Origin of the sequence: Mesorhizobium sp. B2-4-12 (assembly GCF_006441575.1) — a bacterium.
Lineage (GTDB): Bacteria > Pseudomonadota > Alphaproteobacteria > Rhizobiales > Rhizobiaceae > Mesorhizobium.
Genome location: NZ_VFVC01000034.1, coordinates 1 through 26,197 on the forward strand (window position 1 = coordinate 1; position 26,197 = coordinate 26,197).

28 protein-coding genes are annotated in these 26,197 nt (G+C 64.5%); 19 read left to right on the forward strand and 9 right to left on the reverse strand.

The features are described 5' to 3' along the window. Positions 1-33: 33 nt before the first annotated feature. On the reverse strand, positions 34-1,305 hold the full coding sequence (locus FJ934_RS19370) for a cellulase family glycosylhydrolase (RefSeq protein WP_140611393.1): 1,272 nt from the start codon (positions 1,303-1,305) through the stop codon (positions 34-36). Further along, a complete protein-coding gene (locus FJ934_RS19375; protein WP_140611395.1) occupies positions 1,302-2,471 on the reverse strand; it encodes a DUF1972 domain-containing protein in 1,170 nt (389 codons plus the stop codon). Before FJ934_RS19375 ends, FJ934_RS19370 begins: the two co-directional genes overlap by 4 nt. Before the next feature lie 424 nt (positions 2,472-2,895). Between FJ934_RS19375 and FJ934_RS19380 the strand changes: the two genes are divergently transcribed. The 12 genes from FJ934_RS19380 (at position 2,896) to FJ934_RS19435 (ending at position 16,419) form a co-directional block, all read left to right on the forward strand. Continuing rightward, entirely contained in the window at positions 2,896-4,077 is a 1,182-nt protein-coding gene (locus FJ934_RS19380) for a glycosyltransferase family 4 protein (protein ID WP_246671568.1), read from the forward strand. Next, positions 4,074-5,378, forward strand: a complete 1,305-nt coding sequence (locus FJ934_RS19385; RefSeq protein ID WP_181165687.1) for a hypothetical protein — start codon at positions 4,074-4,076, stop codon at positions 5,376-5,378. Before FJ934_RS19380 ends, FJ934_RS19385 begins: the two co-directional genes overlap by 4 nt. A gap of 9 nt (positions 5,379-5,387) precedes the next feature. Next, positions 5,388-6,614: a GNAT family N-acetyltransferase gene (locus FJ934_RS19390; protein ID WP_140611397.1), complete on the forward strand. Its 1,227-nt coding sequence runs from the start codon at positions 5,388-5,390 to the stop codon at positions 6,612-6,614. Between the two features lie 58 nt (positions 6,615-6,672). After that, the gene (locus tag FJ934_RS19395; protein ID WP_246671569.1) at positions 6,673-7,866 is read left to right on the forward strand and encodes a GNAT family N-acetyltransferase; all 1,194 of its coding nucleotides are present in this window, start codon (positions 6,673-6,675) and stop codon (positions 7,864-7,866) included. Positions 7,867-7,945: 79 nt separating this feature from the next. Further along, positions 7,946-8,254: an EthD family reductase gene (locus FJ934_RS19400; protein ID WP_140611399.1), complete on the forward strand. Its 309-nt coding sequence runs from the start codon at positions 7,946-7,948 to the stop codon at positions 8,252-8,254. Positions 8,255-8,481: 227 nt separating this feature from the next. Then, the gene (locus FJ934_RS19405) at positions 8,482-8,706 is read left to right on the forward strand and encodes a hypothetical protein (protein WP_140611511.1); all 225 of its coding nucleotides are present in this window, start codon (positions 8,482-8,484) and stop codon (positions 8,704-8,706) included. A 245-nt stretch (positions 8,707-8,951) separates the two neighbouring features. Then, positions 8,952-11,450, forward strand: a complete 2,499-nt coding sequence (gene ligD, locus FJ934_RS19410) for a DNA ligase D (RefSeq protein WP_140611401.1) — start codon at positions 8,952-8,954, stop codon at positions 11,448-11,450. 116 nt (positions 11,451-11,566) lie between these two features. Further along, positions 11,567-11,854, forward strand: a complete 288-nt coding sequence (locus tag FJ934_RS19415) for a GIY-YIG nuclease family protein (RefSeq protein WP_140611403.1) — start codon at positions 11,567-11,569, stop codon at positions 11,852-11,854. Positions 11,855-12,562: 708 nt separating this feature from the next. After that, positions 12,563-13,468 carry a Ku protein gene (locus tag FJ934_RS19420; protein ID WP_140611405.1) on the forward strand — a complete coding sequence of 302 codons (906 nt, stop codon included), beginning with the start codon at positions 12,563-12,565 and terminating at the stop codon, positions 13,466-13,468. Further along, on the forward strand, positions 13,465-14,589 hold the full coding sequence (locus tag FJ934_RS19425; RefSeq protein ID WP_140611407.1) for a tetratricopeptide repeat protein: 1,125 nt from the start codon (positions 13,465-13,467) through the stop codon (positions 14,587-14,589). Before FJ934_RS19420 ends, FJ934_RS19425 begins: the two co-directional genes overlap by 4 nt. A gap of 232 nt (positions 14,590-14,821) precedes the next feature. Further along, on the forward strand, positions 14,822-15,475 hold the full coding sequence (locus tag FJ934_RS19430) for an alpha/beta fold hydrolase (protein ID WP_140611409.1): 654 nt from the start codon (positions 14,822-14,824) through the stop codon (positions 15,473-15,475). 173 nt (positions 15,476-15,648) lie between these two features. Next, positions 15,649-16,419 carry an exodeoxyribonuclease III gene (locus FJ934_RS19435; RefSeq protein ID WP_140611411.1) on the forward strand — a complete coding sequence of 257 codons (771 nt, stop codon included), beginning with the start codon at positions 15,649-15,651 and terminating at the stop codon, positions 16,417-16,419. Positions 16,420-16,569: 150 nt separating this feature from the next. Here FJ934_RS19435 and FJ934_RS28695 read toward each other — a convergent pair whose 3' ends face one another. The 4 genes from FJ934_RS28695 to FJ934_RS19460 form a co-directional block, all read right to left on the reverse strand. Next, positions 16,570-16,692, reverse strand: coding sequence for a hypothetical protein (locus FJ934_RS28695; RefSeq protein ID WP_264296524.1), 123 nt, complete (start codon positions 16,690-16,692; stop codon positions 16,570-16,572). Positions 16,693-17,159: 467 nt separating this feature from the next. Further along, positions 17,160-17,366, reverse strand: coding sequence for a hypothetical protein (locus FJ934_RS19450; protein ID WP_140611413.1), 207 nt, complete (start codon positions 17,364-17,366; stop codon positions 17,160-17,162). A gap of 346 nt (positions 17,367-17,712) precedes the next feature. Beyond that, a complete protein-coding gene (locus FJ934_RS19455; protein ID WP_140611415.1) occupies positions 17,713-17,997 on the reverse strand; it encodes a hypothetical protein in 285 nt (94 codons plus the stop codon). Positions 17,998-18,113: 116 nt separating this feature from the next. Further along, entirely contained in the window at positions 18,114-18,854 is a 741-nt protein-coding gene (locus FJ934_RS19460) for a sulfotransferase family protein (protein WP_140611417.1), read from the reverse strand. A 122-nt stretch (positions 18,855-18,976) separates the two neighbouring features. Here FJ934_RS19460 and FJ934_RS28070 point away from each other — a divergent pair, with 122 nt between their 5' ends. The 4 genes from FJ934_RS28070 to FJ934_RS19480 all read left to right on the forward strand — a co-directional run bounded on the left by FJ934_RS28070 (position 18,977) and on the right by FJ934_RS19480 (position 21,819). After that, complete coding sequence (locus tag FJ934_RS28070; protein WP_181165688.1) at positions 18,977-19,420, forward strand: hypothetical protein; 444 nt, start codon at positions 18,977-18,979, stop codon at positions 19,418-19,420. 116 nt (positions 19,421-19,536) lie between these two features. Then, positions 19,537-19,755 (forward strand): exopolysaccharide production repressor protein, encoded by a 219-nt coding sequence (locus FJ934_RS19470; protein WP_319022913.1) that lies wholly within the window; start codon positions 19,537-19,539, stop codon positions 19,753-19,755. Positions 19,756-20,462: 707 nt separating this feature from the next. Beyond that, positions 20,463-20,762, forward strand: a complete 300-nt coding sequence (locus tag FJ934_RS19475; RefSeq protein ID WP_140611421.1) for a DUF1236 domain-containing protein — start codon at positions 20,463-20,465, stop codon at positions 20,760-20,762. 262 nt (positions 20,763-21,024) lie between these two features. Beyond that, complete coding sequence (locus FJ934_RS19480; protein WP_246671570.1) at positions 21,025-21,819, forward strand: hypothetical protein; 795 nt, start codon at positions 21,025-21,027, stop codon at positions 21,817-21,819. Between the two features lie 47 nt (positions 21,820-21,866). Here FJ934_RS19480 and yghU read toward each other — a convergent pair whose 3' ends face one another. Beyond that, the gene (gene yghU / locus FJ934_RS19485) at positions 21,867-22,733 is read right to left on the reverse strand and encodes a glutathione-dependent disulfide-bond oxidoreductase (protein WP_140611423.1); all 867 of its coding nucleotides are present in this window, start codon (positions 22,731-22,733) and stop codon (positions 21,867-21,869) included. 191 nt (positions 22,734-22,924) lie between these two features. Here yghU and FJ934_RS19490 point away from each other — a divergent pair, with 191 nt between their 5' ends. After that, positions 22,925-23,830, forward strand: coding sequence for a S1C family serine protease (locus FJ934_RS19490; protein WP_140611425.1), 906 nt, complete (start codon positions 22,925-22,927; stop codon positions 23,828-23,830). A gap of 98 nt (positions 23,831-23,928) precedes the next feature. On the opposite strand, the gene FJ934_RS19495 is transcribed toward FJ934_RS19490, so the two are convergent. Then, positions 23,929-24,384 (reverse strand): MarR family winged helix-turn-helix transcriptional regulator, encoded by a 456-nt coding sequence (locus FJ934_RS19495; protein ID WP_140611427.1) that lies wholly within the window; start codon positions 24,382-24,384, stop codon positions 23,929-23,931. 65 nt (positions 24,385-24,449) lie between these two features. On the opposite strand from FJ934_RS19495, the gene FJ934_RS19500 reads away from it, so the two are divergent. Continuing rightward, positions 24,450-24,923 carry a cupin domain-containing protein gene (locus FJ934_RS19500; protein ID WP_140611429.1) on the forward strand — a complete coding sequence of 158 codons (474 nt, stop codon included), beginning with the start codon at positions 24,450-24,452 and terminating at the stop codon, positions 24,921-24,923. 142 nt (positions 24,924-25,065) lie between these two features. On the opposite strand, the gene FJ934_RS19505 is transcribed toward FJ934_RS19500, so the two are convergent. Further along, positions 25,066-25,410, reverse strand: coding sequence for a VOC family protein (locus FJ934_RS19505; protein ID WP_140611431.1), 345 nt, complete (start codon positions 25,408-25,410; stop codon positions 25,066-25,068). A 184-nt stretch (positions 25,411-25,594) separates the two neighbouring features. Here FJ934_RS19505 and FJ934_RS19510 point away from each other — a divergent pair, with 184 nt between their 5' ends. Further along, positions 25,595-26,194, forward strand: coding sequence for a YdeI family protein (locus tag FJ934_RS19510; protein WP_140611433.1), 600 nt, complete (start codon positions 25,595-25,597; stop codon positions 26,192-26,194). The last annotated feature ends 3 nt before the right edge of the window (positions 26,195-26,197 follow it).

Here is a 26,197-nt window from a genome sequence, read left to right on the forward strand (position 1 = left end):
CGCCCTAGGATGACGAAGCGCGGGGGCTGCCGTCTACCGCGCCATCCTCAACCCAAGCGCCTCGACCATCGCCGGGTCCAGCGCCCGCGTGGTGTCGTCCATCATGCCCATGCCGTCGAAGAGATCCCAGAAGGCCCAGGGAAAGCCGAACGACTCCGCGCTTTGCCTGACATCGGAAATGTAGCGGGCGCGGTCGGGGTCGGGCGCGGCGGTGTAGCGGGCGTCGGTGCGCAGCGCGCCGAATTCGCCCATGATGACGCGCTCCGGCGCAATGCCGTGGCTGTCGGCCCAGTCGCGCGCCTGGCCGAGATACTTGTCGATGAACCAGCGGTCGGGCCGGGCGTCGAAATAGACCTTCAGCACACGCTCGGTTTGCGCATAGGCGGCTTTCTTGGCCTCGTCCGTGGTCTCGGTATCCTTGGCCATGCGCGCCCTGACGGAGGCCAGCGTCCGCTCGAGCGAGCCGGCGGATGCCGGCCAGGGCACATTGTTGAGCGCGCGGTAGACAGGTTCGCGCATCCAGGGCGCGCCCTGATGGCTGAACAGATAGGGCTCGTAGAAGTGAAAGGTGAACAGGATCGGCTCGAAGACGGCCAGCGGCGCCGGATCGAGCGCCGCCAGCCCGCCCACCATCGAGCCGCAGCCGCCGGTGACGACCAGCGGCAAGCCACGGGATGACGCCCTGGCCGCCGTCAGAAGGGCTGCCTGGACCTGCGACCAGACGTTGGAGGAGCAGGATTGCGGCGGCTCGTTGACCGGCTCCAGCGCCACCATGCCCGGCTGAAACCGTTCCAGCCGGCCGGCCAGCTCGCCGACCAGTGCGCGATAGGCTTCGAATTCGGGCGCGGCGGTGCTCGAGACCATGCGGTCGGGGTTCCAGTAATGGGTGGCGCCATTGGCCTGGACGTTGACGATGATGCCGAGACCGGCCTCGAGCGTGGCGGCGACGGCCGCGTCCAGCATGTCGAGCAGCTTGCCGCGCGTGGCGGCGTCGGCCGCCAGGAACGGGCCGGGATCGACGGGCAGGCGGATGAAGTCGAGCCCGGTCTGGCGCAGCCGGTGAAGGTCGTCCGGTGTCGGCACCGGCCGCTGCGACTGGAAGGGCGGCCAGTCGTAATCGGTGCGTGGCGCGGGAAACTCACGGGTCAGCGCGAACCACGGCCAGGCATTGACGCCGCGGCGGAAACGCCACTCGCCGCCTGTAGCAAAAGCGGGCGGTACCGGCGCGAGCGGCGCGAGCGCGGCGGGCACTAGCGCGGTCGACAGCGCTGTGCGCAGAAGCCGCCGCCGCGACCAGTCCGTCATACGGCGCCGGGCGAGGGACGCTCGATCGCGGCCGGCCGCGCCGCGGTCGCGCCGAGAAGCCGATAGGCTTCATTCTCATAGGCAAGCAGGACGTCGTCCCAGCGGAAGGCTTCGCGGGCGCGCGTCCTGGCGGCCTCGCCGCAGGCCTTGGCCAGGGCGTCATCCTCCATCGCCTGCCGCATCCGCTCGGCGCAGCTTTGCGTGTCCGTGAAGTGGATGGCCGCGGCGCCGGCGGTCCATCTGTTGTAGGGGTTGTCGTGGGCGATCACCATGTTGCCGGCGGCCAGCGCCTCGACCAGCGACGGGTTGGTGCCGCCGACCGTGTGGCCATGCAGATACGCGCGGGCGTGGAACCTGAGCGCCTTCACCGTGGCCTGGTCGTAGATGGCGCCCGGCAGGACCACCGAGGCGTTCGCCGCCTGGCGGACGGCGACATGGTAGGGAATGGCATCGGAAAGGGTGCCCAGCACCACCAGCTTCATGTCGCGCTTCTGGCTGCAGAAGGCTTCGACGATGGGCAGGATGTTGTTGTCGGGCTCGATGCGCGCGATCGAGATCAGGTATTTTCCAGGCTCGAGGCCGAGCGCGCGCACCGGCGCCTCCGGTGCCGCTGTCACCGGGTCGGCGCCATAGGCGATGGTGGCGATGGCGCTGCGCGGCCGGCGCGTTGCCAGATGATCCGCGATCACAGGATGGTCGGCGACCAGGCGGTGCGAGGCCCAGGCGCCGATCCACTCGTTGAGCCAGAACCATGTGCGTGCCGCAGCACCCCATTTGGGCCGGCGCCACTCGATGCCGTCCATGTTGGTGATGATCTTGCGCCGCATCAGCCTGAGCCAGGTCAGGAAGACCGCGCCATTATAGCCAAGCACGAGGCAGACGCCGGGCCGCCGGGCGGCGTCGAGCACGCATTGCCAGTCGAACTCCAGCGTCGCGCGTGGGCCTTTCGAGGCGACCTGGATGTGGATGAGGTCGATGCCGTTCCAGCTTGCGACGCGCACCCTCTGGTCGACCCGTGCAACCTCGTCCTGACAATAGACTCCGACCTTCCAGCCGCGTCCGACAAGAAAAAGCGCCAGCTTCTCGGCGAAGGTTTCGAAGCCGCCATGGGCCGCGGGGATGCCGCGCGTTCCCAGGATCAGGATGGAGGGCTTTTCCGATTTCATGGCCGTGACGCTTTCAAGTCCGCTCGATCCGCGGTGCTGCCTGATCTCAAAAGCTGGCCATGCAACATGCCTGCCAGCTCCGACCCCGCGATTATTGCACCCGGGTTGTAAAATATTTCTTCCGGACGCCCGCGTTGTTTCACTATCGGTCAACTTTCCGCACGTATGTGTATCGAAACGAGGCATTGCCGGCCCTGGCGACCACCAGACGGAGAAATCAGGCCCGGCATGATCCTTGCTCAGGGAATTTCTGTGCGTCAGAATCGGCGGAGGACGTGCAGAATTGGTGTGGTGATCCGGATTCGACATCCGCTTCATGGCCATACCGGCAACCAGTGAAAGTCCAAAGGGGTGTTGGGCTTGAGATTTCCAGTCGCCTGTACGGTCAGGCGGCGGGGATCGTCAAACTTCCCCTGGCAGAAAGATGCTTGGGAATATGCGGATTGCATGCGTCCATCAGGGCTATGAGCTCTATGGCTCCGACCGCAGCTTCGCGGAGAGCGTCGCCGCGTTGCGCGCCGCGTTTCCGTCCGCCGACATCGAGGTGGTCCTGCCGCGCAGCGGGCCGATCGTGCAGATCCTGGAATCTCACGCCAGCCGCATCGTCTTCGAGCCGCTCTGGGTGCTGAGGCGCCAGGCTATGGCGCGCCTTGCCACCATCGAGATGGCGCGGCTGCCGGTCGCGGTGTGGCGGGCATGGCGACGCCTGCGCGATTGTGACCTCGTCTACGTCAACACTTCGATCGTCGCCGACTATGCGCTGGCCTCGCGTCTTCTCCCGCACAAGGCATTGCTGCACATCCACGAAATTCCCGAAGGCGTGCTGCGCCGGATCCTCGTCGGGTTGATGCATTGGAGCCATGCCGATCTCATCTTCAACTCGAAGGCGACGCGCGCCGCGTTCGGCGATCCCGGATCCGCGCGCTCCCATGTCGTCTATAATGGCGTTGCCGGTCCGGCGGCGGCCGAAGCGCTGACCTATGACGGCAAGCGCCCGCTGCGCGTACTGCTGCTTGGCCGTGTCAACAGGATCAAGGGCCAGGAAGTGCTGCTGGAAGCGATCGCCTCACTGCCGGCGGAGCTGAAGTCGAGGATCGAGGTGCGGCTGGTCGGCGGCGCCTTTGAAAGCATCGAGCGCGAGCGTGCGCTCGCCGAACTGGTCGGCGGTATGGGACTCACCGGGCGGGTCAGCGTGTTGCCGTTCATACCGGACCCGTCCGAGCATTATCGCTGGGCCGACATCGTCGCCGTGCCGTCGCGGCGCCCGGAATCGCTCGGCCGCGTCGCCATCGAGGCGATGGCCCATGGCCGCCCGCCGCTGGTGTCGGCGATCGGCGGGCTGGTCGAAGTGGTCGCCGACGGCGAGACCGGCTGGCACGTTCCGCCTGGCGACGCAGCCGCCCTTGCCGCGAAATTGCAGGAGATCGTCCTGCGGCCCGAAACCTGGCGCGGTTTTGTCGCCGCCGGGCGCAAGCGCTACGAGGCGGTCTTCAGCGGGCCGGTCGCCGCGGCCGCGATCACCGCCATCGCCGCCGACAAATTGAAAGCGGCCATGGCAAGGCCGGCCAGGGCGGCAACCGCCCGCCAGGCGGAGACACGGCCGTGAAATTTCCTGGCCATCTGGTGCGGCGGCTCGTGCTGATGATCGGCGGCGAGGCGATGCAGAGCGGCTTTCACTTTGCCCTCAACATCATGCTGCTGCATCTGCTGTCAGCGCAAGGCTACGGCCTGTTCGCCATCGCCATGGTGATGGGCGGGGTCGGCCTGTCCTACATCAGGTCGCTGACCGCCGTTCCGGCCTCGATATGGATGGGCAAGAGCACCAACAGCGCCGGCGTCGACGCCCATGACGTGGCCTTCGGAACGGCGGCGCTGGTCGTGGCATTGCTGATGGCGATAGCCACGGCTGTCCTGATGCATCTGCTGGGCGATCCAAGCGGCATCGCCGCCGGCTGCTTCGTCGGCGCCTGGTCGCTGCGCAGCCACATGCGCACGGCATTCTTCGCGCGCCGCCTGCAGGTGATCGTCTCCATCAGCGATGCCGCCTTCACAATCTCCGGCACCGTGCTGGCCGGGCTGACGATCTGGTTTGCAAAGGATGGGCTGCAGGCCACGTTCTACGCGCTTACCGCGGCAAATCTGGTTGGTATCCTCGTCCTGGTCCGGCTGGCACGCCGCACGCTTCGCATCAGCTTCCGTATGCCGACGCGGCGGCGCTATGCCAGGCTCTGGCGCCAGCTGTGCTGGTCGGCCTTCAGCGCGACCACCACCAACATCCAGGGACAATGCCTGGCGCTGCTGGTCGCGGGCATTGCCGGGCCTGCCGCCTACGCACCGCTGGCGGCAGTGCTGGTGTTCTTTGCGCCGCTGCGCATCATCAGCCTTGCCTTCGTGAACATGACGCAGCCGGAGCTGGCCAAGCTCATGCAGCACAATGAAACAGGCCGTGTCTGGGCGCAGGCGAAGATCTGGTCGCTCGTCATGGGGCTGGGCGGCCTGGTCTATGGATGCGCTGTCATGTTCGTCCTGCCGATGGTGAAATCCCAGGCTCTCCAGGATGCCTCGGTCGGGTTCATCGGGCTTTTCGTGATCGCGAATTTCGTCCCGATCATGCTTTACATCATGCCCCGCATCGTCCTCGAAATCCTCGGCGATTTCCGGATCGTCGCCTTCATCACGATGGGCGGCGCGATCGTCGGGTTGGCGCTGATCGCAATCCTGCTGGCGATCGCCTCTCCACCCTGGGCGCTGCTGGGTTCGGCGGTCTCCGAGACCTTCGTGCTCGCGGCATCATGGTATTTCGTGCATCACCGCATGTGGAACATCGAGCATCCGGACCAGCAGCACGACAGTCTGCCGGGTTCGTGGCGGCGGCGGGCGGTCACCTTCGCCGCGGCAAAACGATAGGAGAGAGATGTGGCAGGCCAGGCAGTGCGAATTGCTGAGGTGACCGACACGCTCGGCGGGCAGGTCTCTCCTCCCGTCGTCATAGCCGCGAACGACACCTATACGGCACGATTGCACACCAGCCTCGAAACGGTCAGGCCGCTCTGGCTGCGTTTCCAGGCAGACGGCGTGTGCACCGCCCACCAGCATTATGCGTGGGCCGAGGAGATCATCGCGCGGCTGATGTCGAAAGGTGCCGAACCGCTCATCGTGGAGGTGAGGGACGCCGCGACGGGAGTGCCCAGGATGCTGGTGCCCTTGCTGCGGCGGCGCTCTTTCCACCATTGGGTGGTCGAATGGTTGAGCTGCGGCGTCTGCGACTATTCGGCGCCGCTGCTGGCGGATGCGAGCCCGTGGACCAGGCAATCGGCCGAGGCAGCATGGGCGGCGGTGCGCTCCGTGCTGCCGTCGGCGGACCGCTTCCATATCACGGGAATTCCGCAACGGATCCACGGCGTCGACAATCCGCTGGCCTTGCTGCCGGCCACGCGCGATTCCATCCAGACCACCTTCGGCCTTGCCATCGACGGCGACCCGGGAACCGTCCTCAAGCGCCTTTGCAGGCCATCCTTCGTCAAGGAATTCGGCAAGGACTGGCGCCGCCTCGAACGGCTCGGCGGCGTGGAACTGGTCGAGGCCGATACGCCGGCCAAGGTGGAGGGTATTTTCGGCGAGCTGGTCCGGATGCGGCTCGACCGCTTTCGCGAGCTTGGCCGCTTCGACCTGCTGACGCAGAAGCCGATTGTCGATTTCTACCGGAACGCAGCTATTCGGGCCCTGTCGGACGGTTCGGTGCGGCTTTTCGGCTTGCGCGTCGGTGAGGCCCTGATCGCGGTCCAATATCTGCTGGTCCATCAAGGGACTGTTCATGCTCTCCTGATTGCGATGGACCAGAGCGTCGTGCCCAATGTCTCACCGGGACTTGCAATCATGGGCAGGTTGATGGGCTGGGCACGCGAACAGGGGCTCGGCTATTTCGACCTGTCGGTCGGCAACCAGAGCTACAAGCAACATATGGGCGCCACGGGTTCGGTCCTGGCCGAACTCCGCCACGGGTTCACGATGCGGGGCAGTCTGGCGAGCAACGCCATCGAGATCCGCAACCGGGCCGAGGCTTTCGTGCGCGCCAACCCACGGCTGCTGAAGGCGGTCCAGGGAACGATGCGGGGTTTGCGGCGCTTGCGTGGAGGAAGCTGAGGGCGGGCCAGAACGACAGGCGAAGCATGTGGCAGGCCAGGCAATGCGAGCGGCTGCGATGACTGATAGACCCGACGTGCCGGTTTCGCTGGTTGCCGCCGGCACCGGCACCTCCGCGCGCTATACGGCGCGGCTGCACACCAGCCTCGACAGCGTAAAGCCGCTGTGGCTGCGCCTCGAGGCGAATGGTTTGTGCACCGGCCACCAGGCCTTTGCCTGGGTGGAGGGGATCGCCAGACGGCTGATGCCCAAAAGTGCCGACCTGCTCGTCGTCGAGGTCAACGACGCCGCCACGGGCGCGCCGGCCATGCTGCTGCCGCTGATGCGGCGCCGGGCGCTGGGCCATCATGTGATCGAATGGCTGAGCTGCGGCGTCTGTGATTATTCGGCGCCGCTGCTGGCCGATGCGAGACCCTGGACCCAACAGAGCGCTGCCGCCGCCTGGTCGGCGGTCCGCGCCGTGCTGCCGCCGGCGGACCGCATCCATGTCGCGGGGATCCCGCAACGGATTCACGGCGTCGCCAATCCGCTGGCGCTGCTTTCGGCGTCGCGCGACTCTATCCAGATCGCCTCGGGTCTGGCCATGGATGGCGAGCCGGAGACGCTGATCAAGCGCATCTGCAAATCGTCCTACGCCAAGAATTTCCACAAGCACTGCCGCCGTTTCGAACAGATGGGCAAGCTCGATCTGGTCGAAGCCTGGACGCCTGATATGGTGGAGAAGCAGTTCGCGACACTGCTGGAGCTCAGGCTCAACCGCTTCCGCGAGCTCGGGCGTTTCGACCTGCTGACGCAGGCGCCGGTCGTCGCGTTCTATCGCGACGCCGCCCTGCAAGGTCTGTCCGACGGCTCGGTGCGGCTGTTCGGGCTGCGTGTCGGGGAAGCCTATCTCGCCGTGATCTACGTGCTGATCATGAAGCACACTTTGCACGCGCTTCTGCTGGGGATCGACCAGGACGCGGTGGCCAACACCCCGCCAGGCCTGACGACGATCGGCAAGCTGATGATGTGGGCGCGCGCCCGGGGGCTTGACTATTTCGACCTGTCGGTCGGCAGCCAGGGGTACAAGCAGCATATCGGCGCTTCGAGCGCGGTGCTGGCCGAGTTGTGCGAGGCGATGACGCTGCGGGGCAGGGGCGCGACCGCCTATATCAAGCTGCGTGGAAAGACGGAGGTTTTCGTGCGCTCCAGGCCGGGACTGTTCAAGGCCGTGCAGGGCGTGATGCGCCGGCTGCGGCGGTTGAAGAACTGAGGTTCCCGCCAACACGGATTGACGAGCTCCCCGCAAACCATCACGCTGCCGAAAGAGCAACGGCTTCGGGGAGGCAATGATGGCAAGCCTGGTAGTGATGTATGGCACGCCCGCGGATCCTGCGGCGTTCGATGCTTATTACCGCGAAAAGCACGTTCCGCTGGCCAAGACCATCCCGGGATTGCGGCGCTACGAAATCAGCAGCGGTCCGGTGATGACCCCAGCGGGGCCGGCAAAGGTCCATCTGGTCGCCACCTTGCGGTTCGACGATCTGGCCGGCATCCAGAATGCATTCGCCAGCGCCGAAGGGCAGGCGACCGCCGCCGATCTCCAGGTCTTCGCGACCGGCGGCGCCGATATGCTGATCTTCGACAGCGAGGATGTGTGAGGCGGGTATTCCTGCTTGAAGTTTTGATTCAAGCCGAGGCGCGAAGCCCCTTCAACAGCCTGGAAAAATTCCTCCCCTCGCAACTCGCCTGACAGCGGCGGGTCGTCAATCGCCGAAGGGCGTGGCCCGCCAAATTGACAGGACAGCGCGTCTCCGTCATCCTTGAGCCCAGTCGCCGGGCCGCGGGAGCGGCCATGTTGCGTGTCAGGGCGACCGAGGGCAGCGTCATGTTCAGTCCCGTCACCGGCCAGAATGCCAAGCGTGCCGCCGTGCGCAAGGCGCTCGATCGCCACAAGGTCTACATCACCGCGCAGAGCTTTTCGGACGGCGCCTACCGGGCGCGCGTGCTGGTCGACGGCGAGGCCTACTGGGTCGACGAGTTCCGGCTCGCCCAGTTGCAGCAGGGGTTGACGCCGGCCGAACTCGAACTGACGCCGGCTGCTGACGATTGAGCTGCATGGTCTCCACGCTTTCGTCATCCCAGGGCGGAGCAGGAGCGAAGCGACGTCGCGGAGACCCTGGGATCCATGCCGTGACATCAATGCGCCGCTGCGGTCCAGGTTCCGCTCGGCTGCGCTCTACGGTAGGGGTCACGGCATGGATCCTCGGGTCAAGCCCGAGAATGACGACCGCGAGGTTTGCGGAACGCGAAGCAACGAGGCGGTTGGCGGCTGCCGTGCGCCTCGGTTCCTGACCAATGTCCCCCGCCAAACTCAACCCCTACCGCGCCAAGCGCGAATTCTCGAAAACCCCCGAACCCGCCGGCGGACTTGTCTTCGATGAAGGCAACCGCTTCGTCGTGCACAAGCACCACGCCACCGCCGACCATTACGATCTGCGCCTGCAGGTCGGCGATGTGCTGAAGAGCTGGGCGGTGCCGCGCGGGCCTTCGCTCAATCCGGCGGACAAGAGGCTGGCGGTCGAGACCGAGGACCATCCGCTCGAATATATCGACTTCGAGGGCGTCATCCCCGAGGGCGAATATGGCGGCGGGCCGATGATCGTCTGGGACACCGGCACGTGGGCGCCGATGGACGATGTCGAGAAGAGCCTCAGGACCGGCGCCTTCAAGTTCCGGCTGGCCGGCGAAAAGCTCAATGGCGGCTGGATGCTGACCCGCCTAAAGCCCAAGCCCGGCGAGGATGAGAACAAGAAGAACTGGCTGCTGTTCAAGGAGCGCGACCTCGCTTCCGACACCAGGCTCGACATACTCGAGGCGCGGCCGGAGAGCGTGAAATCCGGGCTGCGCATCGAGGAGTTGGTGGCGCCGCCGAAGCCGGCGGCGCAGTCCGCGCCGAAACCGGGTTCGCTGCAGCCCGCAGAATTGCCGGGCGCGGTCAAGGCGCCGGCGCTCCGTCGCATCGAGCCGCAACTGGCGACACAGGTGCCGAAGCCGCCGGGCGGCGAAAGCCTTGCCGAGAATACCAACGAGCTCTGGCTGCACGAGATCAAGTTCGACGGCTACCGCACCATGGCGCATGTGTTCGATGGAGAGGTGCGGCTGATCACGCGTGGCGGCATCGACTGGACGAAGCGCTATGGCGATCTCCCCCATGCCTTCGCCAGACTGCCTTGCCGCGAGGCGATCATCGATGGCGAGATCGTCGTGCTCGACGGCAGAGGCATTTCCCGTTTCGCGCTGCTGCAGGACGCGCTGGCTGAGGGCGCCGGCAGCAAGCTGCATTTTTATGCCTTCGACCTGCTGCATCTCGACGGCTGGGATTTGACGAAGGTGCCGCTCATCCGGCGCAAGGCGCTGCTGGCCGAACTGCTCACCGGCCTCGGCGCCAATTCCGCCATCCAGTTCTCCGACCATGTCGAAGGCTCGGGGCAGGGGCTCTATGACCAGGCTTCCGATCTGGGCCTCGAAGGGGTCGTCTCCAAGCGCGCCACCGCCACCTACCAGAGCGGCCGTACCAAGAGCTGGACCAAGACCAAGGCGCTGCAGAAGGGCGATTTCGTCATCGCGGGTTACACGATTTCGGAGGCGGCGGAAGGGCTGGCCGCGCTTGGCATGGCCGAGTGGGAGGATGGCGAACTGCATTATCGCGGCAAGGTCGGCACCGGCTTCTACGCCGAGACGGCGGCAGACCTGCTGGCCCGGCTGGAGCCGCTCACCGCCGGCGCGACGGCGCCGGAGGGCGTGCCGCGCGAGATCATGCGCGAGATGCACTGGGTGAAGCCGCTGTTTTCAGCCCGCATCCACTATGCCAACCGCACGGCGGACAATGCATTGCGTCATGGCGTGTTTCGCGGTCTCAGGGATGTCGGCCTGTCGACGCCGGTCTCGGCCAAGCGCAAACGGCTGATTTCGGAGGCGGACCTTGCCACCATCTGGGTGACCAATCCGACGCGGCGGCTGTTCGGCAGGACCGGGCCGACCAAGCTCGACATCGCCGTCTACTACGCGCTGGTCGGCGACTTCATGCTGCCGCATATCCTCGGCCGGCCGGTGTCGCTGGTGCGCTGCCCGACCGGCCTGCCCAAGGACTGCTTCTTCCAGCGCCACGCCTTCACCGGCATGCCGCCCTCGGTGGTGACGTTCCAGGCGACCAATTCCGAGGGCGAGACCAAATCCTACCTCTCGGTCGAAGGCGCGAAAGGCTATCTGGCGCTGGCGCAGTTCGGCGTCGTCGAGTTCCACACCTGGGGCACGCACCGCACCAGCCTCGACAAGCCCGACCAGATCGTCCTCGACCTCGATCCGGGCGAGGGGATTTCGTGGCGCGAGGTGGTCGAGGCCGCCGTGCACATCAAAAGCGAGCTGGAGGGGCTGGGGCTGGTGCCGTTCGCCAAGACCTCCGGCGGCAGCGGCATCCACATCACCGTACCGGTGACGCAAAAGCAGAACTGGAAGAAGCTGCATCAGGCAACCAGCGCGATATCAACGCATCTGGCGGCGACCGCGCCGGACACGTTCACCACCACCATGGGCAAGGACAACCGCAAGAAGCGCATCTTCATCGACTATCACCGCAATGCGCGCGGCCACACCTCCGCTGCCCCCTATTCGCTGCGCGCCCGCACCAATCTGCCGGCCTCGACGCCGGTGAGCTGGGCGGATCTGGAGGCGATCGACGCGCCGCAGGACCTGAACTATTCGTCGCTGCCGGGCTTGCTGGAGACGTCGGGGGACCCCTGGGCGGAGATCGATGAATTTGCCAGGGATTTGCCGTCCCATCTTTCGTCATCCTAGGGCGGAGCAAGGAGCGAAGCGACGCGCGCAGACCCTAGGATCCATGCCGTGACGTTGGCCGCAGAATACCACCGGCCTGAATGTCCACCGGCAATAACATCAAGTAGGGTCGCCTCATGACCGGCTACGTTTACATGACCGCGAGCCAGAAGTGTGGCACGATCTACATCGGTGTGACCAACGATCTTGGCCGTCGAATGCCTGAGCACAAGTCCGGCCAGGGTTCGCGCTTTACCAGCCAATACGGCGTGCAAAGACTGGTCTGGTACGAAGAGTATTTCGATATCACCGATGCCATCCAGCGCGAGAAGTCTCTGAAACGCTGGCCTCGCCAATGGAAGATCGAGCTGATCGAGAAGGGCAATCCGGATTGGTTCGAACTCTTTCGCGGAACTGGGTGGTAACGTGGGCATTCCCTTCGTCATCCTCGGGCTCGACCGAGGATCCATGCCGTGACCGTGCTCGCGGAACCGACGGCTGCAGATTCTGCGCTGCCGCGGTGGTTCTGATGTCCCGGCATGGATCCTAGGGTCTGCGCGCGTCGCTTCGCTCCTTGCTCCGCCCTAGGATGACGAAGGGATGGGGCGCTTTGCTCTATCGTGCACGGTATCGACAACGGTGTGGGTAGCGCGCCTGAAGCCCCTCCGATCGTCATCCTCGGGCTTGACCCGAGGATCCATGCCGTGTCAGTCGGCGGGGAGCGCGGCGGCGCGGAATTCCCATAGCACCAGCACGGCACCCGAACCGTGGCAACGCTTCCAGGTTACGGAATGGATCCTAGGGTCTGCGCCGCGTCGCTTCGCGCCTTGCTCCGCCCTAGGATGACGAAGCTTCGAGGCATTCGCCTAATCGCAAGCACCCCGCCTGCCGTCGACTGCCATCGACGCTTCTTACATTTTGAATTATCCTCACCTCCGACCCCGCCGGCGACCTAAAACATTTCGTCAGGATTTGCCGGTATCGTGCGGGGCCGGTGTAGGATTTGCGCAGCCTTATTCGTCCTGCGGACGAACAGCGCTGCTTGGAGCATGGTCCCCAAAAGTGGGAACCGGTTTTTGGACAAGACCCATGCTCCAACACATTGTCAGTGCATGGCCGCGTAGGAGTGTATCATGGCGCCCAGGGCAAGTTGGAAAGGTTACCTCAAACTCAGTCTGGTCAGCTGTCCGGTGCGGCTCTATCCCGCCACCAGCGCCAGCGAACGCATCTCGTTCAACCAGCTGCACAAGAAGACCCACAACCGCATCAACATGAAGCCGGTCGACCCGGAACTGGGGCTCGTCGAGCGCGCCGATCTGGTCAAGGGCTACGAGTATGAGGACAAGCAGTACATCATCATCGATGACGCCGACCTCGACGCGGTGCGCATCGAGTCCAACCATACGATGAACATCGAGGCCTTCGTCGACGAAGGCGAGGTCGATGTCATCTACCAGGACGCGCCCTATTACCTGGCCCCCGATGGCGCCATGGCGGAGGAAACCTTCGCGGTGCTGCGCGAAGCGATGCGCAAATCCGGCAAGCTGGCGATCGCCCGGCTGGTGCTGTCCAGCCGCGAGCGGGTGGTGACGATCGGCCCGCGCGAGAACGGCATGTTCGTGTGCACGTTGAGGAATCCGAACGAAGTGCGCGGCACGGCTGAGTATTTCGGCAACATCCCGGCCGGCAAGCCCGATCCGGAAATGCTGGAACTCGCCGAAGCGCTGATCAAGCAGAAGGAAACCACCTTCGACCCGAAGAACTACGAGGACCGCTACGAGATCGCGCTGATGTCGATGATCCGCGAGAAGCTCAAGGGCCACAAGCCAATCATCGCGGCAGCGCCCGAGCGCGGCAATGTCATCAACCTGATGGATGCGCTGAAGGCGAGCCTGTCGCAGTCGAAGCCGCCGGCCAAGTCGAAGAGCAAGGCCGAGGAGGCGCCCGCCAAGCCCGCCAAGAAGGCGGCAGCGGGCGGTGCGCCTGAAAATCCGCTGAAGGCCAATCTGCTGAAGGCGGTCGGCAAGAGCAAGAAATGACGGCACCAGCCGTCTCGGTCCCGGGCGCCGTCTTCGGCACGATCGGCGCGCTGGCGGCGTTTCCGCTGCGGCTCGCCGCGCGCGAGGTCGAGCGCCAGCACGGCCAGCTCCGGCGCGGCATCACCAGGCGCACCACGCATATCGTGTTCGGCCGGACTTTGCTTGCCAAGGCGGGGCTGACCAGGAACGGCGATGCCGGGATCGAGCGCCGCATCGCCGCCGAGCAGGCGGCCGGGCGCACGCTGATCAGCGAGAACGGCTTTTTGCGCCTGCTCGGCCTGATGAAGGCGCCGGAAGCGTCGTCCCTGTCCAGGCAATCGCTGATCGAGCAATCGCGGCTCTCCGGCGCAGACCTTGACCTTTTGTCGCTGTTCGATGCCTTCGAGCACGACGCGGAACCCTATTCCTTCCGCGACCTGATCCTGGCGCGCAAATATGCCGGGCTGGTCGCCGGCGGGGCGACGTGGGGCGCCATCGCGCGTTCCGTGCACCGCTCCGGCCCGGTCGCCTCGCTCACCGCCAAGTCGCTCAATGTCGGTTCGCAGCATGGCCGGCCCGACGCGATCTATCTCGAAGGCGGCCAGAGCGAGCTCGACGGCCAGTTGCTGTTCGATCTCGGCGCGGCCGCGCAAGGCGACGACACGCTGGAAGAGCTGTTCGCCGAGGCGGAAGCGGCGGAGGAGGGCGGCGACCATGACGTGGCCGCCGCGCTCTACCAGCGCTGCCTCGCCATTGACCCCACCGACGCGATCGCCGCGTTCAACCGCGCCAACTGCCTGCGCGCCGGTGGGCGTGTGGCGGAGGCGGCGCACGACTATGCCCGCGCCATAAAACTCGACCCGGCCTTCGTCGAGGCCTGGTTCAACCTCGCCGGGCTGATGAGCGAGCAGCGCCGCGACGCTTCGGCGCGAAGGCACCTGCAGAAGGCGATCGCGCTCGACAGGAATTATGCCGACCCGGTGTTCAACCTGGCCAGGCTGGAGTTCGATGCCGGCAATCTGGTTGAGGCACGGCGAAATTGGGTGCGGTATCTTGAGCTCGACGCGGAGTCCGAATGGGCCGGGGTTGCAGCCAAGGGCGTGCAGTTCGTCGACATGCAACTGGCGCGGACGGCGGTGTGAGCATGATTGGCGAAGGCCGAGATGACAGCCAATCTCCCCCCTTGTGGGGGAGATGTCCGGCAGGGCAGAGGTGGGCGCTGCCCCGCCGACAGATCGGCCTTTTTCAAAGGAATCCGCCTCTTGGATATTTGACCGAAGGCTGGCATTCCTTCGCGCCCCCCTCTGCCCTGCCGGGCATCTCCCCCACTAGGGGGGAGATCAGCAGCGTCGGCGTCGCGCGAGTCATCACCCCATGACCAGCTTCCTCTTCGACGGCGACGAAACCGCGCCCGTCACCATCCTGCTCGCCCATGGTGCCGGGGCGTCGATGGATTCGCCCCCGATGACCGCCACCGCCAAGGCGCTGGCCGCCGCGGGTTTCCAGGTCGCGCGCTTCGAGTTCCACTATATGGCGGCGCGCCGCTACGGCCACCGCAAGCCGCCGCCGCGCGCCGAGACGGTGAACCCGGAATACATCAAGGCGATCGCCGACCTGAGGGCGAGGGGCGTCGCCGGTCCGCTGATCATCGGCGGCAAGTCGATGGGCGGGCGCGTCGCCTCCATGGTCGCCGACGAGACGCTTGCCAAGGGCGAAATCGCCGGGCTGGTGTGCCTCGGCTACCCCTTCCATCCGCCGGGCAAGCCCGAGCAGCTGCGGACCAGGCATCTCACCGGGCTGAAGACGCCGACGCTGATTTTTCAAGGCACGCGCGACGAGTTCGGCACCAAGGACGAGGTGGCGGGTTATGGGCTGTCCGACAGCATCAAGGTGATCTGGCTGGAGGATGGCGACCACGATTTGAAGCCGCGCAAGAGCGTTTCGGGTTTCTCCACCGCCGATCATCTGAAGACGGTGGCGGACACGGTGAAGGCATGGGTGGCGCGACAATCACTGTCGTCATCCTAGGGCTGAGCAAGGAGCGAAGCGACGCGCACAGATCCTAGGATCCATGCCGTGACGCCAAGGCGATGCAAAGGTTCGGAGTTTTGCCCCGCCGCGTTCCACGGCGAGGGTCACGGCATGGATCCTCGGGTCAAGCCCGAGGATGACGAAGCGAGGGTCGCCTTCGGCATTCAAAAATGAAACTCGCCACCTTCAACATCAACAACATCAACAGCCGGCTCGAAAACCTGCTGGCGTGGCTGGCGACGGCAAAACCCGATGTCGTCTGCCTGCAGGAGCTGAAGGCGCGCGACACGCAGTTTCCGCTGACCAGGCTCGCCGCGGCCGGCTATGGCGCGGTGTGGAAGGGCGAACCGACCTGGAACGGCGTCGCCATACTCGCGCGAGGATCCGAACCCGTCCTGACCCGCGATGCGCTGCCCGGCGACGATGCAGACCGGCAGAGCCGCTACATCGAAGCGGCGGTGGACGGCATCGTCGTCGCTTGCCTTTATGCGCCGAACGGAAACCCTCGGCCGGGGCCGAAATTCACCTACAAGCTCGCCTGGCACGCGCGCCTGGAAGCGCATGCCGAACAGCTGCTCGACACCGGCCTGCCGGTGGTGCTGGCGGGCGACTACAACATCGTGCCCGAGCCACGCGATATCTACGCCACCCGCTCCTATGACGACAACGCGCTGGTGCAGCCGGAAAGCCGCGCCGCCTTCGCCGCCCTGCTCGAACAGGGCTGGACGGATGCGCTGCGCAAGAAACATCCGAAGGAAACGCTCTACACTTTCTGGGATTACCGGCGGAACCGCTGGCCGCGCGATGCCGGGCTGCGGCTCGACCATATCCTGTTGTCGAAGACGCTCGCCCGCCGGCTGAACGGGGCGGGCATCGACCGCGAGGTGCGCGGGCAGGACGGCGCCAGCGACCATGCGCCGGTGTGGGTGGAGCTGAAGTAATCAGTCGACGTCGTCGGCCAGCGCCGTGATCCGCTCGCCCGGCGCCTACCGCTTCGCGGTTTCGACCCCGCCGGGCTGGCGCTTGCCGGCGCCAACGCGACGCAATCGCAGGATTTCCGGCTGGCGCCCGGCTCGCCCGCCGGGCTGGTGTCACAGGACCTGCCACGGCCGGTCGGTCTGGCGCCGGCGCGCCTGGCCGGCAGGCTGGCCGACGCCACGCTTGAGAAGCTGTATGGCGCTGAACGCCATGGCCGACGCGGGCGGGGGGCGCATGTTGGGGTGTGCTGGGCGCCCGCGTCAACCAGGGCGGCTCGTACCGCCGCAACGACACCATTGCACATTGGCTGATGTTTGAAACTTCCGCGAAAGCGGAATAGGCAGGAACAGCAGCGCGGATCCGACGCCTGCTTCGCCGAAGCGCGAAGGCGCTGGGGCTGGAAGGCCATGGCATCGTGGTTGGCGCCAGCGCCGACTTCGTCGCCATGCGGGCGCGGCACGTGCCCAAGCGGTCGCGGCCGTGGCAAAGGAGCGGTCGGTGGATCGACGTGGCAAGGCGGTGGCGAAGGACGGCAAGATAGCGCGCTGAGCGCGTCGCCGGCGGGCAGGAAAAGTGGCCCGGCGACCAGGTGCAAACAAAGGCACACCGGGCCAAGCCGGCTTCTGGCACTGGCCGGTTGATCATTATATTCGCAATATCTAATGTTTATTGCAAGGCGACCGCGCCGCCTGCCGCGCTTTCATCAGTTTTCCGCCGCACGATCGGCCGTCTGCACTGATCGGGCCGGCACGGAGGAAAGCGCATGCTGATTGGACGGCTGTTCGCCGAAATAGAGCGCGCCGCCCAGGACGAGGAACACGATGCCGACCACCACCAGCCCAACCGCCAGCACGGCAACCGCCGTGCCCGGACCGTGACCTGTCTTGATGATGATGGACCGATGGGACATCACGCTCCCTCCAGGGATGAGCCCGGTTTACAGACCTTTGCAAACGGCGGCAGGGGCCGGATGTTCCCGGAGGAGGGGCCCTCATCGGCCCTTTGCGTTTTCTTCTGGGACTAAGGTCTTGGGTCGCGCACGCAAAGGTCCGAGGGGGCCTGTTCGGTTCCGGCAATGTCCATTGGACGTTCCGCTATTTTAGCCAATTGCAATATAAAGCCTTTACCTTGTTGAGAGGCGAATGCGGGCGTTGGACGGGCAAAAAGGCGACGCGCCAACGGCTATTGTCGGCCGGGGGTAGCTCCAAGGCATTACGCGAACATTGCGGGGACGGCAGGGATTTTTCGAAGTTCAGTCACGTCTCGTCGAACCGGCCCTCTCGGGTCGGGTTTCGCGTGATCGCGGCTTCTTCCTCGTCGTCGGGCAGGGCCTCATCACTCTCCTGGTAGGGGTTGTCGTCATCCTCTTGCGGCAGGTCGCCTTCTTTCTCGGTGCCGTAGCGCATGTCGCCGTTTTCCGGCACGCTATCAGGCAGGATCTGGCCGCCCTTGACCGCGTCCCAATCCTGCTGCTCGATGGTCGGGCTATCCGCCTGCGGGCCGTCATCATCGTCGGTGCGGGGTTTGCCGCGCGGTGCCATTGTGGCCTCCAATACCTGTGAAGACTGGAGGCAAAACTCGGGCTGCCGGCGTTTGTTCCCGCACTCGCGAGTACGGGCCTGGCCTATCACGGATTGCCGTCTGCCTTGGTGGCGGGCTACCGCAGCCACAACCATAATGCGGCGACCACCGCCGCGACGGCCGCCACGCTCAGCCCCAGCATGATGTAGGAGCCCTTGATGATGTCGCGGATGATCTTCTTGATCGTTTCGCGGTCGTTGAGGTTGGGGAAGGGATCGTTGGGCACGGCGACGCCCAGAAAATCGCACAGCGGCCCCCAGCCTTCGGTCACCTTGTAGACCAGCAGCTTTTCGGGCGGCACCGCGGCCTTCACTTCGTCGATATAGGCGTTGTAGCGGGCCACCGCCCTGGCGCGATCGTCCATCACGCCCTTGAGCGCGCGGCCCCACACCAGCTTTTTCGACATGTCGCCGAATTTCCAGCCGAACGGCGTCAGCCATTCCAGGATCTTGAACTGCCAGACATTGTTGGTGAAATAGATCGTGTCGATCGTGCTCTCGTACCAGGCTTCGGCGCCGCGCGGGTGCAGCGTCAGCAACACCTTGGCGTCGGGATAGGCCACGAGCAGTTCCCGCCATACGCAGCAACCGGGATTGTCGACGGTGGCCGTATAGTTGGCGAACACCCGGTTCCAGTCGTGCTGGGTGCCGGGCGGACTGTTGGCCACCATGCGCCAGAAGTCGAGATGGCCCTTGTTGGCCTTGTTCATGATGACTTCCTGCATGTGGTAGGAAGGCAGGCCGAGCCTGTTCAGCGCGGCAAAGGTCGACCACGTGCCGGTGCGGCCGAAACCGGCCCCGATCAGCTTGAGCGTCATTTCCCAATCCCCATCGGACTTGTTTTTGCCCGGTCCGTGAGCAGCAAATTGCTCCCGATAGGGCCAGGGTGCAACAAATTTCGAGAGTCGGCGCCAAGCCGATCCTATAGGGGCCGGTCGTAGTGGGTCAGTTTGAAATTTCCGACAGCCGCCGGGTCTTTGCCGTCATCGACAGGTTCGGCGGTATCGCCCGTAACGAGATCTACTATCGATTTCGCCAACTGATTGGCATCGCGCGGGCGCTTTGGGTGCTTACCGGTCATAGTAACCAAACCTCGCCTGGCTGGACCCCCAACTTGTCAGCGGTGGGATTTGATACGGGGGACGGGCTGCCAATGTTGGCTTCCCCTATTTTTCGCCTTACTGCCTCTTGCGCCTCGATTGGGGCGCCATATCCCGCGATCCAGCAAAAAGCCATGGGTGGCTCATTCTCGGTCCAAACGGGGACGATCCAAGCCTTGATCTGTATTTTGGGGTTCATGCCAGGAATATGGCACTGCCATGCGCCACTTCAAAGGCTGGATTTCAAACTGACCCACTACCGGGCCGGTCACATACTTGCGTAGCTGCTAAAATAATGAAACGTTGGGCGCGGGTATCGGGAATTCGGGCAGGGGAATCGGCCGAATTGGAATGTTCGGCGATTTGGGCGTCGATGTATGTTGGGCGGTTTCTCGTGGGGATGTCGGCGACGACCATCCTTGTCGCGGTCTGGACCTATATGGCCACCGGTTCCTTCTGGAAGGCGCTCACCTGGACGGTGGTGACCCTGGTTGTCCTGCAGGTCGGATATTTCGTGCTCGTCGTGGGGCTGATCCATAGGCGCGCACAAGATGCCGTAAGGAGCCAGGATTCGATCGACGCAGTCCCGCCATTACATCGGGACGGTGTCTCGTTCTGACGCCCGGGCTCGGCCTGGACCGTGGCCGAGATGGCCGATCTTGTGGTCCGCCGGTCGGCACGGCGATCTTGCCGAGCTGGCTGTAAGCGCAGCCCTACCTCATCCACCATCCATTCGGCCAGTGCGCCCGCAAATCCCTGCAAGGGCACCATCAGCGCGATGACGACAGACATCAGCGGGAAAAATCACGCAAGGTCGGGGGCCACATTGCCTCCTTCGGGGGAATTAGGACGACGTGGTTGCATCACACCGGCAGGCCACGCCGCCTGTCGGTGGAACCATAAGCCGAAGCGGGCGTTTCCCGATGCGACCGGTGAGGTTGCCACCTCCGCCGGTTATTGAAGGCTCGTCCTGCTCCCGGCAGGGCGGGCCTTTTTTTTTTTTTTGTGCACAGGGTTGTGGCACCTGGAACGACACCGCACGCTCCACGTTAGCTGTTGCTAAGGCAGGACAGCGGGTTCAGCATCGACGCAGCACGGCTGTGCTGTTCCGGGAAGGGAACCTTGTGTTCCATCTCCGATTGTTCCGTATCTGTAATCCACGAAATTTAGATGCGAATTTTAAGCATATTCGCTGATGCTATCAATAGAAGCCATCTTGTGATCTTGCGATAGCCACATTTGTTCCAAAATTGCGGATGGAACTTCGGAGCGGCGATGGAGTTTCCTTGCAGGGTGGCTTTCAGATATCCCGACAAGGAGGTTGTTATGAAGTATTATCTTTCAAGTGCGGCTGCTGCGATCATTCTGATGGGCGGCGTTGGTGCGGCCCTGGCCGAAACCGTTGTCCTGCAGCCGGAACAGGAGACAGTCGTACGCGAATACGTCAAGAAGGAGCCGTTGGCGTCGGTGAACCTTTTGGGCATCGAACTTAAGCTCGGCTCGCCGGTACCGGACAGGGTTGAGCTGCGCGAGGTGCCGAACGTCAAGTACCGCGTTGCGGTCATCAATGACCAGACCGTGCTGGTCGATCCCGACACGCGTCAGATCGTCGAGGTTCTGCACTGAGTTGCATCGCAGGCCCGCCTTGGAAAAGCCCGTCACGGTCCTGTGACGGGCTTTCCTTTTTGAATCCCTTTTGAAACAGGCTTGTTGAACCAGGCCTTGGGTGGGCATGGATCGTCTGTACCAGCCGCGTGGCCGGGCTGGCAAAGCGGCCCGCCAAGGTGCATGGTTGCGCTCGTGCGAAACTTCCCGCGCCAGCTGCGCCCGAGGCGGCAGACGATGGCAGGCGCGACCTGTCGCTCGGCTGAGACCTGAAAGCCCTTCGATGACCATCCAGCCAGCCGAGATGAATGTTCGCGAGGGCGCCCGCATTATCCTTCTGCTTGGCAGCGCGCCCGACGCGGTGCGTTGCGAGCCCTGGCCGAAGCAGGCCTTCAGCCGGATCGTCGCCATCAACAATGCCTGGCGCGTGCGCCCCGACTGGGATTTCCTCGTCCATGCCGGTGATTTCCCGCCGAACCGCCTGCCTCACGACGCGACCTTGCGGCAGGCTCAGATATTCAGCGCCACGCAGTATGTCCCGGCCCAGAACGCCTTCGGTGGCTTCGTCTATGCCGGCGCCACGATGGCGCTGACGGCAGCCTATTGGACCATTCACAGCCAGAAGCCGGATGTGCTGGCATTCCTGGGCTGCGACATGATCTACGACCAGCCGGGCAAGACGCATTTCTATGGCATCGGCCGTGCCGACCCTTTGCGCGATGACGTTACCCTGCGCAACCTCGAGGCCAAGTCGGCGCGCCTGCTTGTCCAGGCCCTGAAGCACGACTGCCTGTGCATCAACCTGTCCGACCTGCCGCGCAGCCGGCTGGTCTTTCCCAGCCTCGCCTTTGACCAGCTCGGCGGCCTGTCGCCGGCGCGGATCGCCGAAATGAAAGCGGAAATTCTGGGAACCATTCAACTCGACCAGGCCGAAAAGGCCGAACAGGTCGAGAAGGATCTCGGCTATTTCTATGAGGACGGCATGTACTGGAACCATCTCGACGAGATCGACGAGACGGTTCTTGCCGACATCGACCGGCTATGGATATCGGCCGTCGAGCAGAGAGCTGTGGGTTGAAGCGGCTGACCTCCCGCACGGGGAGGCCGGCGCGTCGTCCGTTCAGCTCACTCCGCCGCCAGTCTGTCCTGCGTCCTGGTTTCGAAATCGCTGGCATCGTGGCGCTCGTGCAGCTGCATGGCCGGTTCGCCGAAGGCGCGGTTGACCATGCGGCCGCGCTTGACCGCCGGACGTGCATCGATCGCCTTCGCCCAGCGCTGCACGTTCTTGTAATCCTGCACCGACAGGAAAGTGGCGGAATCATTATACTGCCGACCGAGCGCCAGTCCGCCATACCAAGGCCAGACCGCCATATCGGCGATGGTGTAATCCTTGCCGCCGAGATATTCCACCTCGGCCAGCCGCCGGTCGAGCACGTCGAGCTGACGTTTCACCTCCATCGAGAAGCGGTCGATAGCATATTCGATCTTCTCCGGCGCGTAGGCATAGAAATGGCCGAAGCCGCCGCCCAGATACGGCGCCGAGCCCATCTGCCAGAACAGCCAGGACAGCACTTCCGCGCGGGCCGGCTGCTCGGCAGGCAGGAATTCGCCGAATTTCTCGGCGAGATAAAGCAGGATGGAACCGGATTCGAAGACCCGCACCGGAGTGGCGCCGCTGCGGTCCATCAAAGCGGGGATCTTGGAGTTGGGATTGACCTCCACGAAGCCGCTGCCGAACTGGTCGCCATCGTTGATGCGGATAAGCCAGGCGTCGTATTCGGCGCCCCGGTGGCCGCGGGCCAGAAGCTCCTCCAGCATGATGGTCACCTTCACGCCATTCGGCGTCGCCAGCGAATAGAGCTGCAGCGGGTGCTTGCCGATGGGCAGTTCCTTGTCATGCGTCGGCCCGGCGATCGGTCGGTTGATGCTGGCAAAGGCGCCGCCATTTGCCTTGTTCCAGGTCCATACTTTCGGCGGGGTGTAATCGGTCATGTCGAGCCTCGGGCGGTGGGGAGGAATGAATAGGTCGCTGTACAACTAGGGTTGGCGAGGTGGAAGTTCAACTTGTGTTGAACTATTGTTGATGTGGCGCTGGGGCTTCTTCCCTTCTCCCCTTGCACCATGCCCCCCGAGGCATACCTATAGGAGAAGCCGCCAGGGCATTTGCATCGCAGGACAAAAGCATGACCATCAATCCCAATCCGCGCTCCGTCGTCGCCGTGCGGGCCACCGTGCCGGAGGATGCCTTCACGGCCGGCGCGCTGGGCACGCTGCGGGAAGGCAGCGGCGTCGTCATCAGGGATGACGGGCTGGTGCTGACCATCGGCTACCTTATCACCGAGGCCGAGGAGGTCTGGCTGACCTCGCATGATGGCCGCGTCATCCCCGCGCACGCCCTGGCCTATGATCAGGAATCGGGCTTTGGCCTTGTCCAGGCGCTGGCGCCGGTCGGCCTGCCGGCGGTTGCGCTGGGCGATGCCGGCAAGGCCAGGATCGGCGACGCGGTCGTGCTTGCCGACGGCATCGGCCGGGCGGTGGAGGCCAGGATCGTCACCAAGCAGGAATTCGCCGGCTATTGGGAGTATCTGCTCGACGAGGCGATCTTCATCGCGCCCGCGCACCCCTCCTGGGGCGGCGCGCCGCTGTTTGGCGCCGACGGCACGCTGCTCGGCATAGGCTCGCTGCGCCTGCAGATGAGCCGCGCCGGCGAGGTCGCCGACATCAACATGGTGGTGCCGATCGACCTGTTGCCGCCCATCCTCGACGACCTGCTGACGCGCGGCCAGGTGGCCAAGCCGCCGCGTCCGTGGCTCGGCGCGCTGTCGGCCGAAAGCGACGGCAAGGTGGTGGTGATGAGCGTGACCGAGGGCGGCCCGGCCGCCAAGGCCGGCCTGCGGGAAGGCGATGTCATTTCCGAGGTGCGCGACGGCGCGGTCGACGGGCTCGCTGATTTCTATCGCAAGCTGTGGGACAGCGGCTCGGCGGGTGCGGAGATCCCGATGCGCGTCGTGCGCGATGGCCGCGAGACCTGGCTGCGCGTCAAATCCGCCGACCGCGGCAGCTTCCTGAAGAAGCCGCAATTGCAATAGGCCGGGCGACAGCCACCCGATGCATGTCGATGGTGAAGCGCAACGGCGCAGAACGGCAACGCGCGGAACCGAGTGCCTTGTCGATGCGCGCCGCTCGTTCAGCGCACCAGCGGGCTGTCCCAGACGACGAACAGCAGCGCCTTGAGCTGGGCAAAGCGCTCCGGCCCGAGTTCGGTGCACCACTCCTCCTCGATGTCGCGCAATATATCGACCATTTTCCAGAAGGCGGCATGGCCGCGTTCGGTGGACCGCACGACGCGCGCGCCGCCTTCGCCGTCGGAGCGGACGAGATAGCCATAGGCTTCAAGACTGCTGAGCAGCTGGTTGATGGCCTGCTTGCTCATGCCGGCACGCTCGGCAATGGTGCCGGGCCGCGCGCCGTCGGGGCCGGGGAATTGCAGCACCGCCATGTGCGGCAGGCGCAACTCGTCGAAGCCGGCGGCGTTGAGCTCCTTGATCAGCCGGCGCTGGATCGCCTGGGCCGACACGCGCAGCAGGGCGCCGATCAAAAGATCATCGGTCTTGGTCTGCAGAACTTCAGTGGATGTGGCCATTGACCGCTTGGTAAATTGAGTTTACTGATTGCTAGTAAATGTAGTTTACCGGAGGAGTTTGCGCAATGCCAGCCATGGACCTTCAGGTCAATCCAGCCGACGAGACCATCGGTACCAAGGGATTGTCGGTTCGTTTCCTGGTGTCGGGCGAGAGTTCGAACGGCAGCGTCGCCACTTTCGAACTGATGGTGCCCGGCGCACAGCGCTTGCCCGCGCCGGCGCACAGCCACGATCACTACGAGGAGACGATCTACGGCATCGACGGCATGCTGACCTGGACCGTGAACGGCAGGCCGATCGAGGTTGGGCCAGGGGAGGCACTGTGCATTCCACGCGGCGCGGTTCACCGCTTCGACAATAACGGCACCACGGATGCGAAGGCGCTGTGCGTCATCACCCCAGCGGCGATCGGTCCGGATTATTTCCGCGAGGCCTTCGGCCTGCTCAACGCTGCCGCCGGCGGACCGCCGGACAAGGCCAAGATGATGGAGATCATGCGTCGCCACGGATTGACGCCGGCAGCGCCGCCACCGGCATAGGCATCTTGCCCTTCGAGGCGGGAGGGATATGCCCAGCGGCATTCCGGCATTCCTGGAGCGGTTCAGCGATAGAATCGTTGACCCGCTCTAACTCTTTGTTTTTACGGACGGAAAACCGCTACGCACTTTTCTTGGAATTGCTCTAGTCCCGCAGTGCGCTCGCGAACACCACCAGGTTCCCGTCGGGATCGCGCATGCGCATGATCCAGAAATCGTCGGCTTCTTCGATCGGGCCGGGTTCGAGGCCCGCCTCCACCAGCCTCTGCCTTTCGGGCGCCAGCGGCAGCACGCCGAGCGTCAGCGTCGAGGTGCCGGCCTTGTCCTTGTCCTCGAAGAGCTGCACCTCGGCGCTTTCGGTGAATTGCCATTCGGCCAGCCCCGGCATCGGCTGGCGCAGCGGCGCCTTGCCGAAGAGCTTTTCATACCAGCCGATGCTGGCCTTCAGGTCGGAGCAACTGACATGGGCAAAAATGGTTTGTATTGCCATGGCGATCTCCTTGGGCGTTGCACTCTTGCCGCAACGCGACGGCGGTTGGTGCGTTCCGTTGCTTCGCGGCAGCGTGTCCCGCTGCTGACGAAAGCTGACAGTGAAACATGCAATAATGCCGGAAATCGCATGATGCCGGAGGCAAGATCACAGTGACGCCAACACCGAACAGGCAGGCCGCCTGATGGCGCCGGTCAAGGTCGATCCCGGCAAGGTCCGGGAATTTCCGGATGCCGCGAGTTTCCATGCCTGGCTCGGCCAGCATCACGCGACGGAAACCGAAGTGTGGATCAAGGTGCACAAGGTGGGATCGGGGCTGAAGTCGATAACGCCCAAGGAGGCCATCGACGTCGCGCTGTGCTTCGGCTGGATCGACGCGGTGCGCAAGGGACTCGACGAGCACAGCTTCCTGCAGCGCTACACGCCGCGCGGCAGGAAGAGCATCTGGAGCAAGATCAACATCGACAATGTCGCGCGGCTGGTCGAGGAGGGCCGCATGACCGAGCATGGGCTCAAGCAGGTCGAGGCGGCCAAGGCCGACGGGCGCTGGGCGCGCGCCTATGGCAGCGGCAAGGAGATGAAGATCCCCGACGATCTGCAGGCGGCGATCGATGCCGAACCCGAGGCAAGGGCGATGTTTGAAAAACTCAGCGCGCAAAACCGCTTCGCGCTCGCCTTCCGCACCCACAACATGAAGACAGAGGCCGGCCGCAGGAAGAAGATCGAGACTTTCGTCGCGATGCTGAAGCGTGGCGAGACGATCCACCCACAGGGCAAGAAGTAGAGC

Excerpts from the sequence above, each read along its gene's own strand:
- FJ934_RS19370 (WP_140611393.1), bottom strand. The coding sequence starts at position 1,305 with ATGACGGACTGGTCGCGGCGGCGGCTTCTGCGCACAGCGCTGTCGACC.
- FJ934_RS19375 (WP_140611395.1), bottom strand. The coding sequence starts at position 2,471 with ATGAAATCGGAAAAGCCCTCCATCCTGATCCTGGGAACGCGCGGCATC.
- FJ934_RS19380 (WP_246671568.1), top strand. The coding sequence starts at position 2,896 with ATGCTTGGGAATATGCGGATTGCATGCGTCCATCAGGGCTATGAGCTC.
- FJ934_RS19395 (WP_246671569.1), top strand. The coding sequence starts at position 6,673 with ATGACTGATAGACCCGACGTGCCGGTTTCGCTGGTTGCCGCCGGCACC.
- FJ934_RS19400 (WP_140611399.1), top strand. The coding sequence starts at position 7,946 with ATGGCAAGCCTGGTAGTGATGTATGGCACGCCCGCGGATCCTGCGGCG.
- FJ934_RS19405 (WP_140611511.1), top strand. The coding sequence starts at position 8,482 with ATGTTCAGTCCCGTCACCGGCCAGAATGCCAAGCGTGCCGCCGTGCGC.
- ligD (WP_140611401.1), top strand. The coding sequence starts at position 8,952 with ATGTCCCCCGCCAAACTCAACCCCTACCGCGCCAAGCGCGAATTCTCG.
- FJ934_RS19415 (WP_140611403.1), top strand. The coding sequence starts at position 11,567 with ATGACCGGCTACGTTTACATGACCGCGAGCCAGAAGTGTGGCACGATC.
- FJ934_RS19420 (WP_140611405.1), top strand. The coding sequence starts at position 12,563 with ATGGCGCCCAGGGCAAGTTGGAAAGGTTACCTCAAACTCAGTCTGGTC.
- FJ934_RS19425 (WP_140611407.1), top strand. The coding sequence starts at position 13,465 with ATGACGGCACCAGCCGTCTCGGTCCCGGGCGCCGTCTTCGGCACGATC.
- FJ934_RS19430 (WP_140611409.1), top strand. The coding sequence starts at position 14,822 with ATGACCAGCTTCCTCTTCGACGGCGACGAAACCGCGCCCGTCACCATC.
- FJ934_RS19435 (WP_140611411.1), top strand. The coding sequence starts at position 15,649 with ATGAAACTCGCCACCTTCAACATCAACAACATCAACAGCCGGCTCGAA.
- FJ934_RS28695 (WP_264296524.1), bottom strand. The coding sequence starts at position 16,692 with ATGCGCCCCCCGCCCGCGTCGGCCATGGCGTTCAGCGCCATACAGCTT.
- FJ934_RS19450 (WP_140611413.1), bottom strand. The coding sequence starts at position 17,366 with ATGTCCCATCGGTCCATCATCATCAAGACAGGTCACGGTCCGGGCACG.
- FJ934_RS19455 (WP_140611415.1), bottom strand. The coding sequence starts at position 17,997 with ATGGCACCGCGCGGCAAACCCCGCACCGACGATGATGACGGCCCGCAG.
- FJ934_RS19460 (WP_140611417.1), bottom strand. The coding sequence starts at position 18,854 with ATGACGCTCAAGCTGATCGGGGCCGGTTTCGGCCGCACCGGCACGTGG.
- FJ934_RS19470 (WP_319022913.1), top strand. The coding sequence starts at position 19,537 with ATGTCGGCGACGACCATCCTTGTCGCGGTCTGGACCTATATGGCCACC.
- FJ934_RS19475 (WP_140611421.1), top strand. The coding sequence starts at position 20,463 with ATGAAGTATTATCTTTCAAGTGCGGCTGCTGCGATCATTCTGATGGGC.
- FJ934_RS19480 (WP_246671570.1), top strand. The coding sequence starts at position 21,025 with ATGACCATCCAGCCAGCCGAGATGAATGTTCGCGAGGGCGCCCGCATT.
- yghU (WP_140611423.1), bottom strand. The coding sequence starts at position 22,733 with ATGACCGATTACACCCCGCCGAAAGTATGGACCTGGAACAAGGCAAAT.
- FJ934_RS19490 (WP_140611425.1), top strand. The coding sequence starts at position 22,925 with ATGACCATCAATCCCAATCCGCGCTCCGTCGTCGCCGTGCGGGCCACC.
- FJ934_RS19495 (WP_140611427.1), bottom strand. The coding sequence starts at position 24,384 with ATGGCCACATCCACTGAAGTTCTGCAGACCAAGACCGATGATCTTTTG.
- FJ934_RS19500 (WP_140611429.1), top strand. The coding sequence starts at position 24,450 with ATGCCAGCCATGGACCTTCAGGTCAATCCAGCCGACGAGACCATCGGT.
- FJ934_RS19505 (WP_140611431.1), bottom strand. The coding sequence starts at position 25,410 with ATGGCAATACAAACCATTTTTGCCCATGTCAGTTGCTCCGACCTGAAG.
- FJ934_RS19510 (WP_140611433.1), top strand. The coding sequence starts at position 25,595 with ATGGCGCCGGTCAAGGTCGATCCCGGCAAGGTCCGGGAATTTCCGGAT.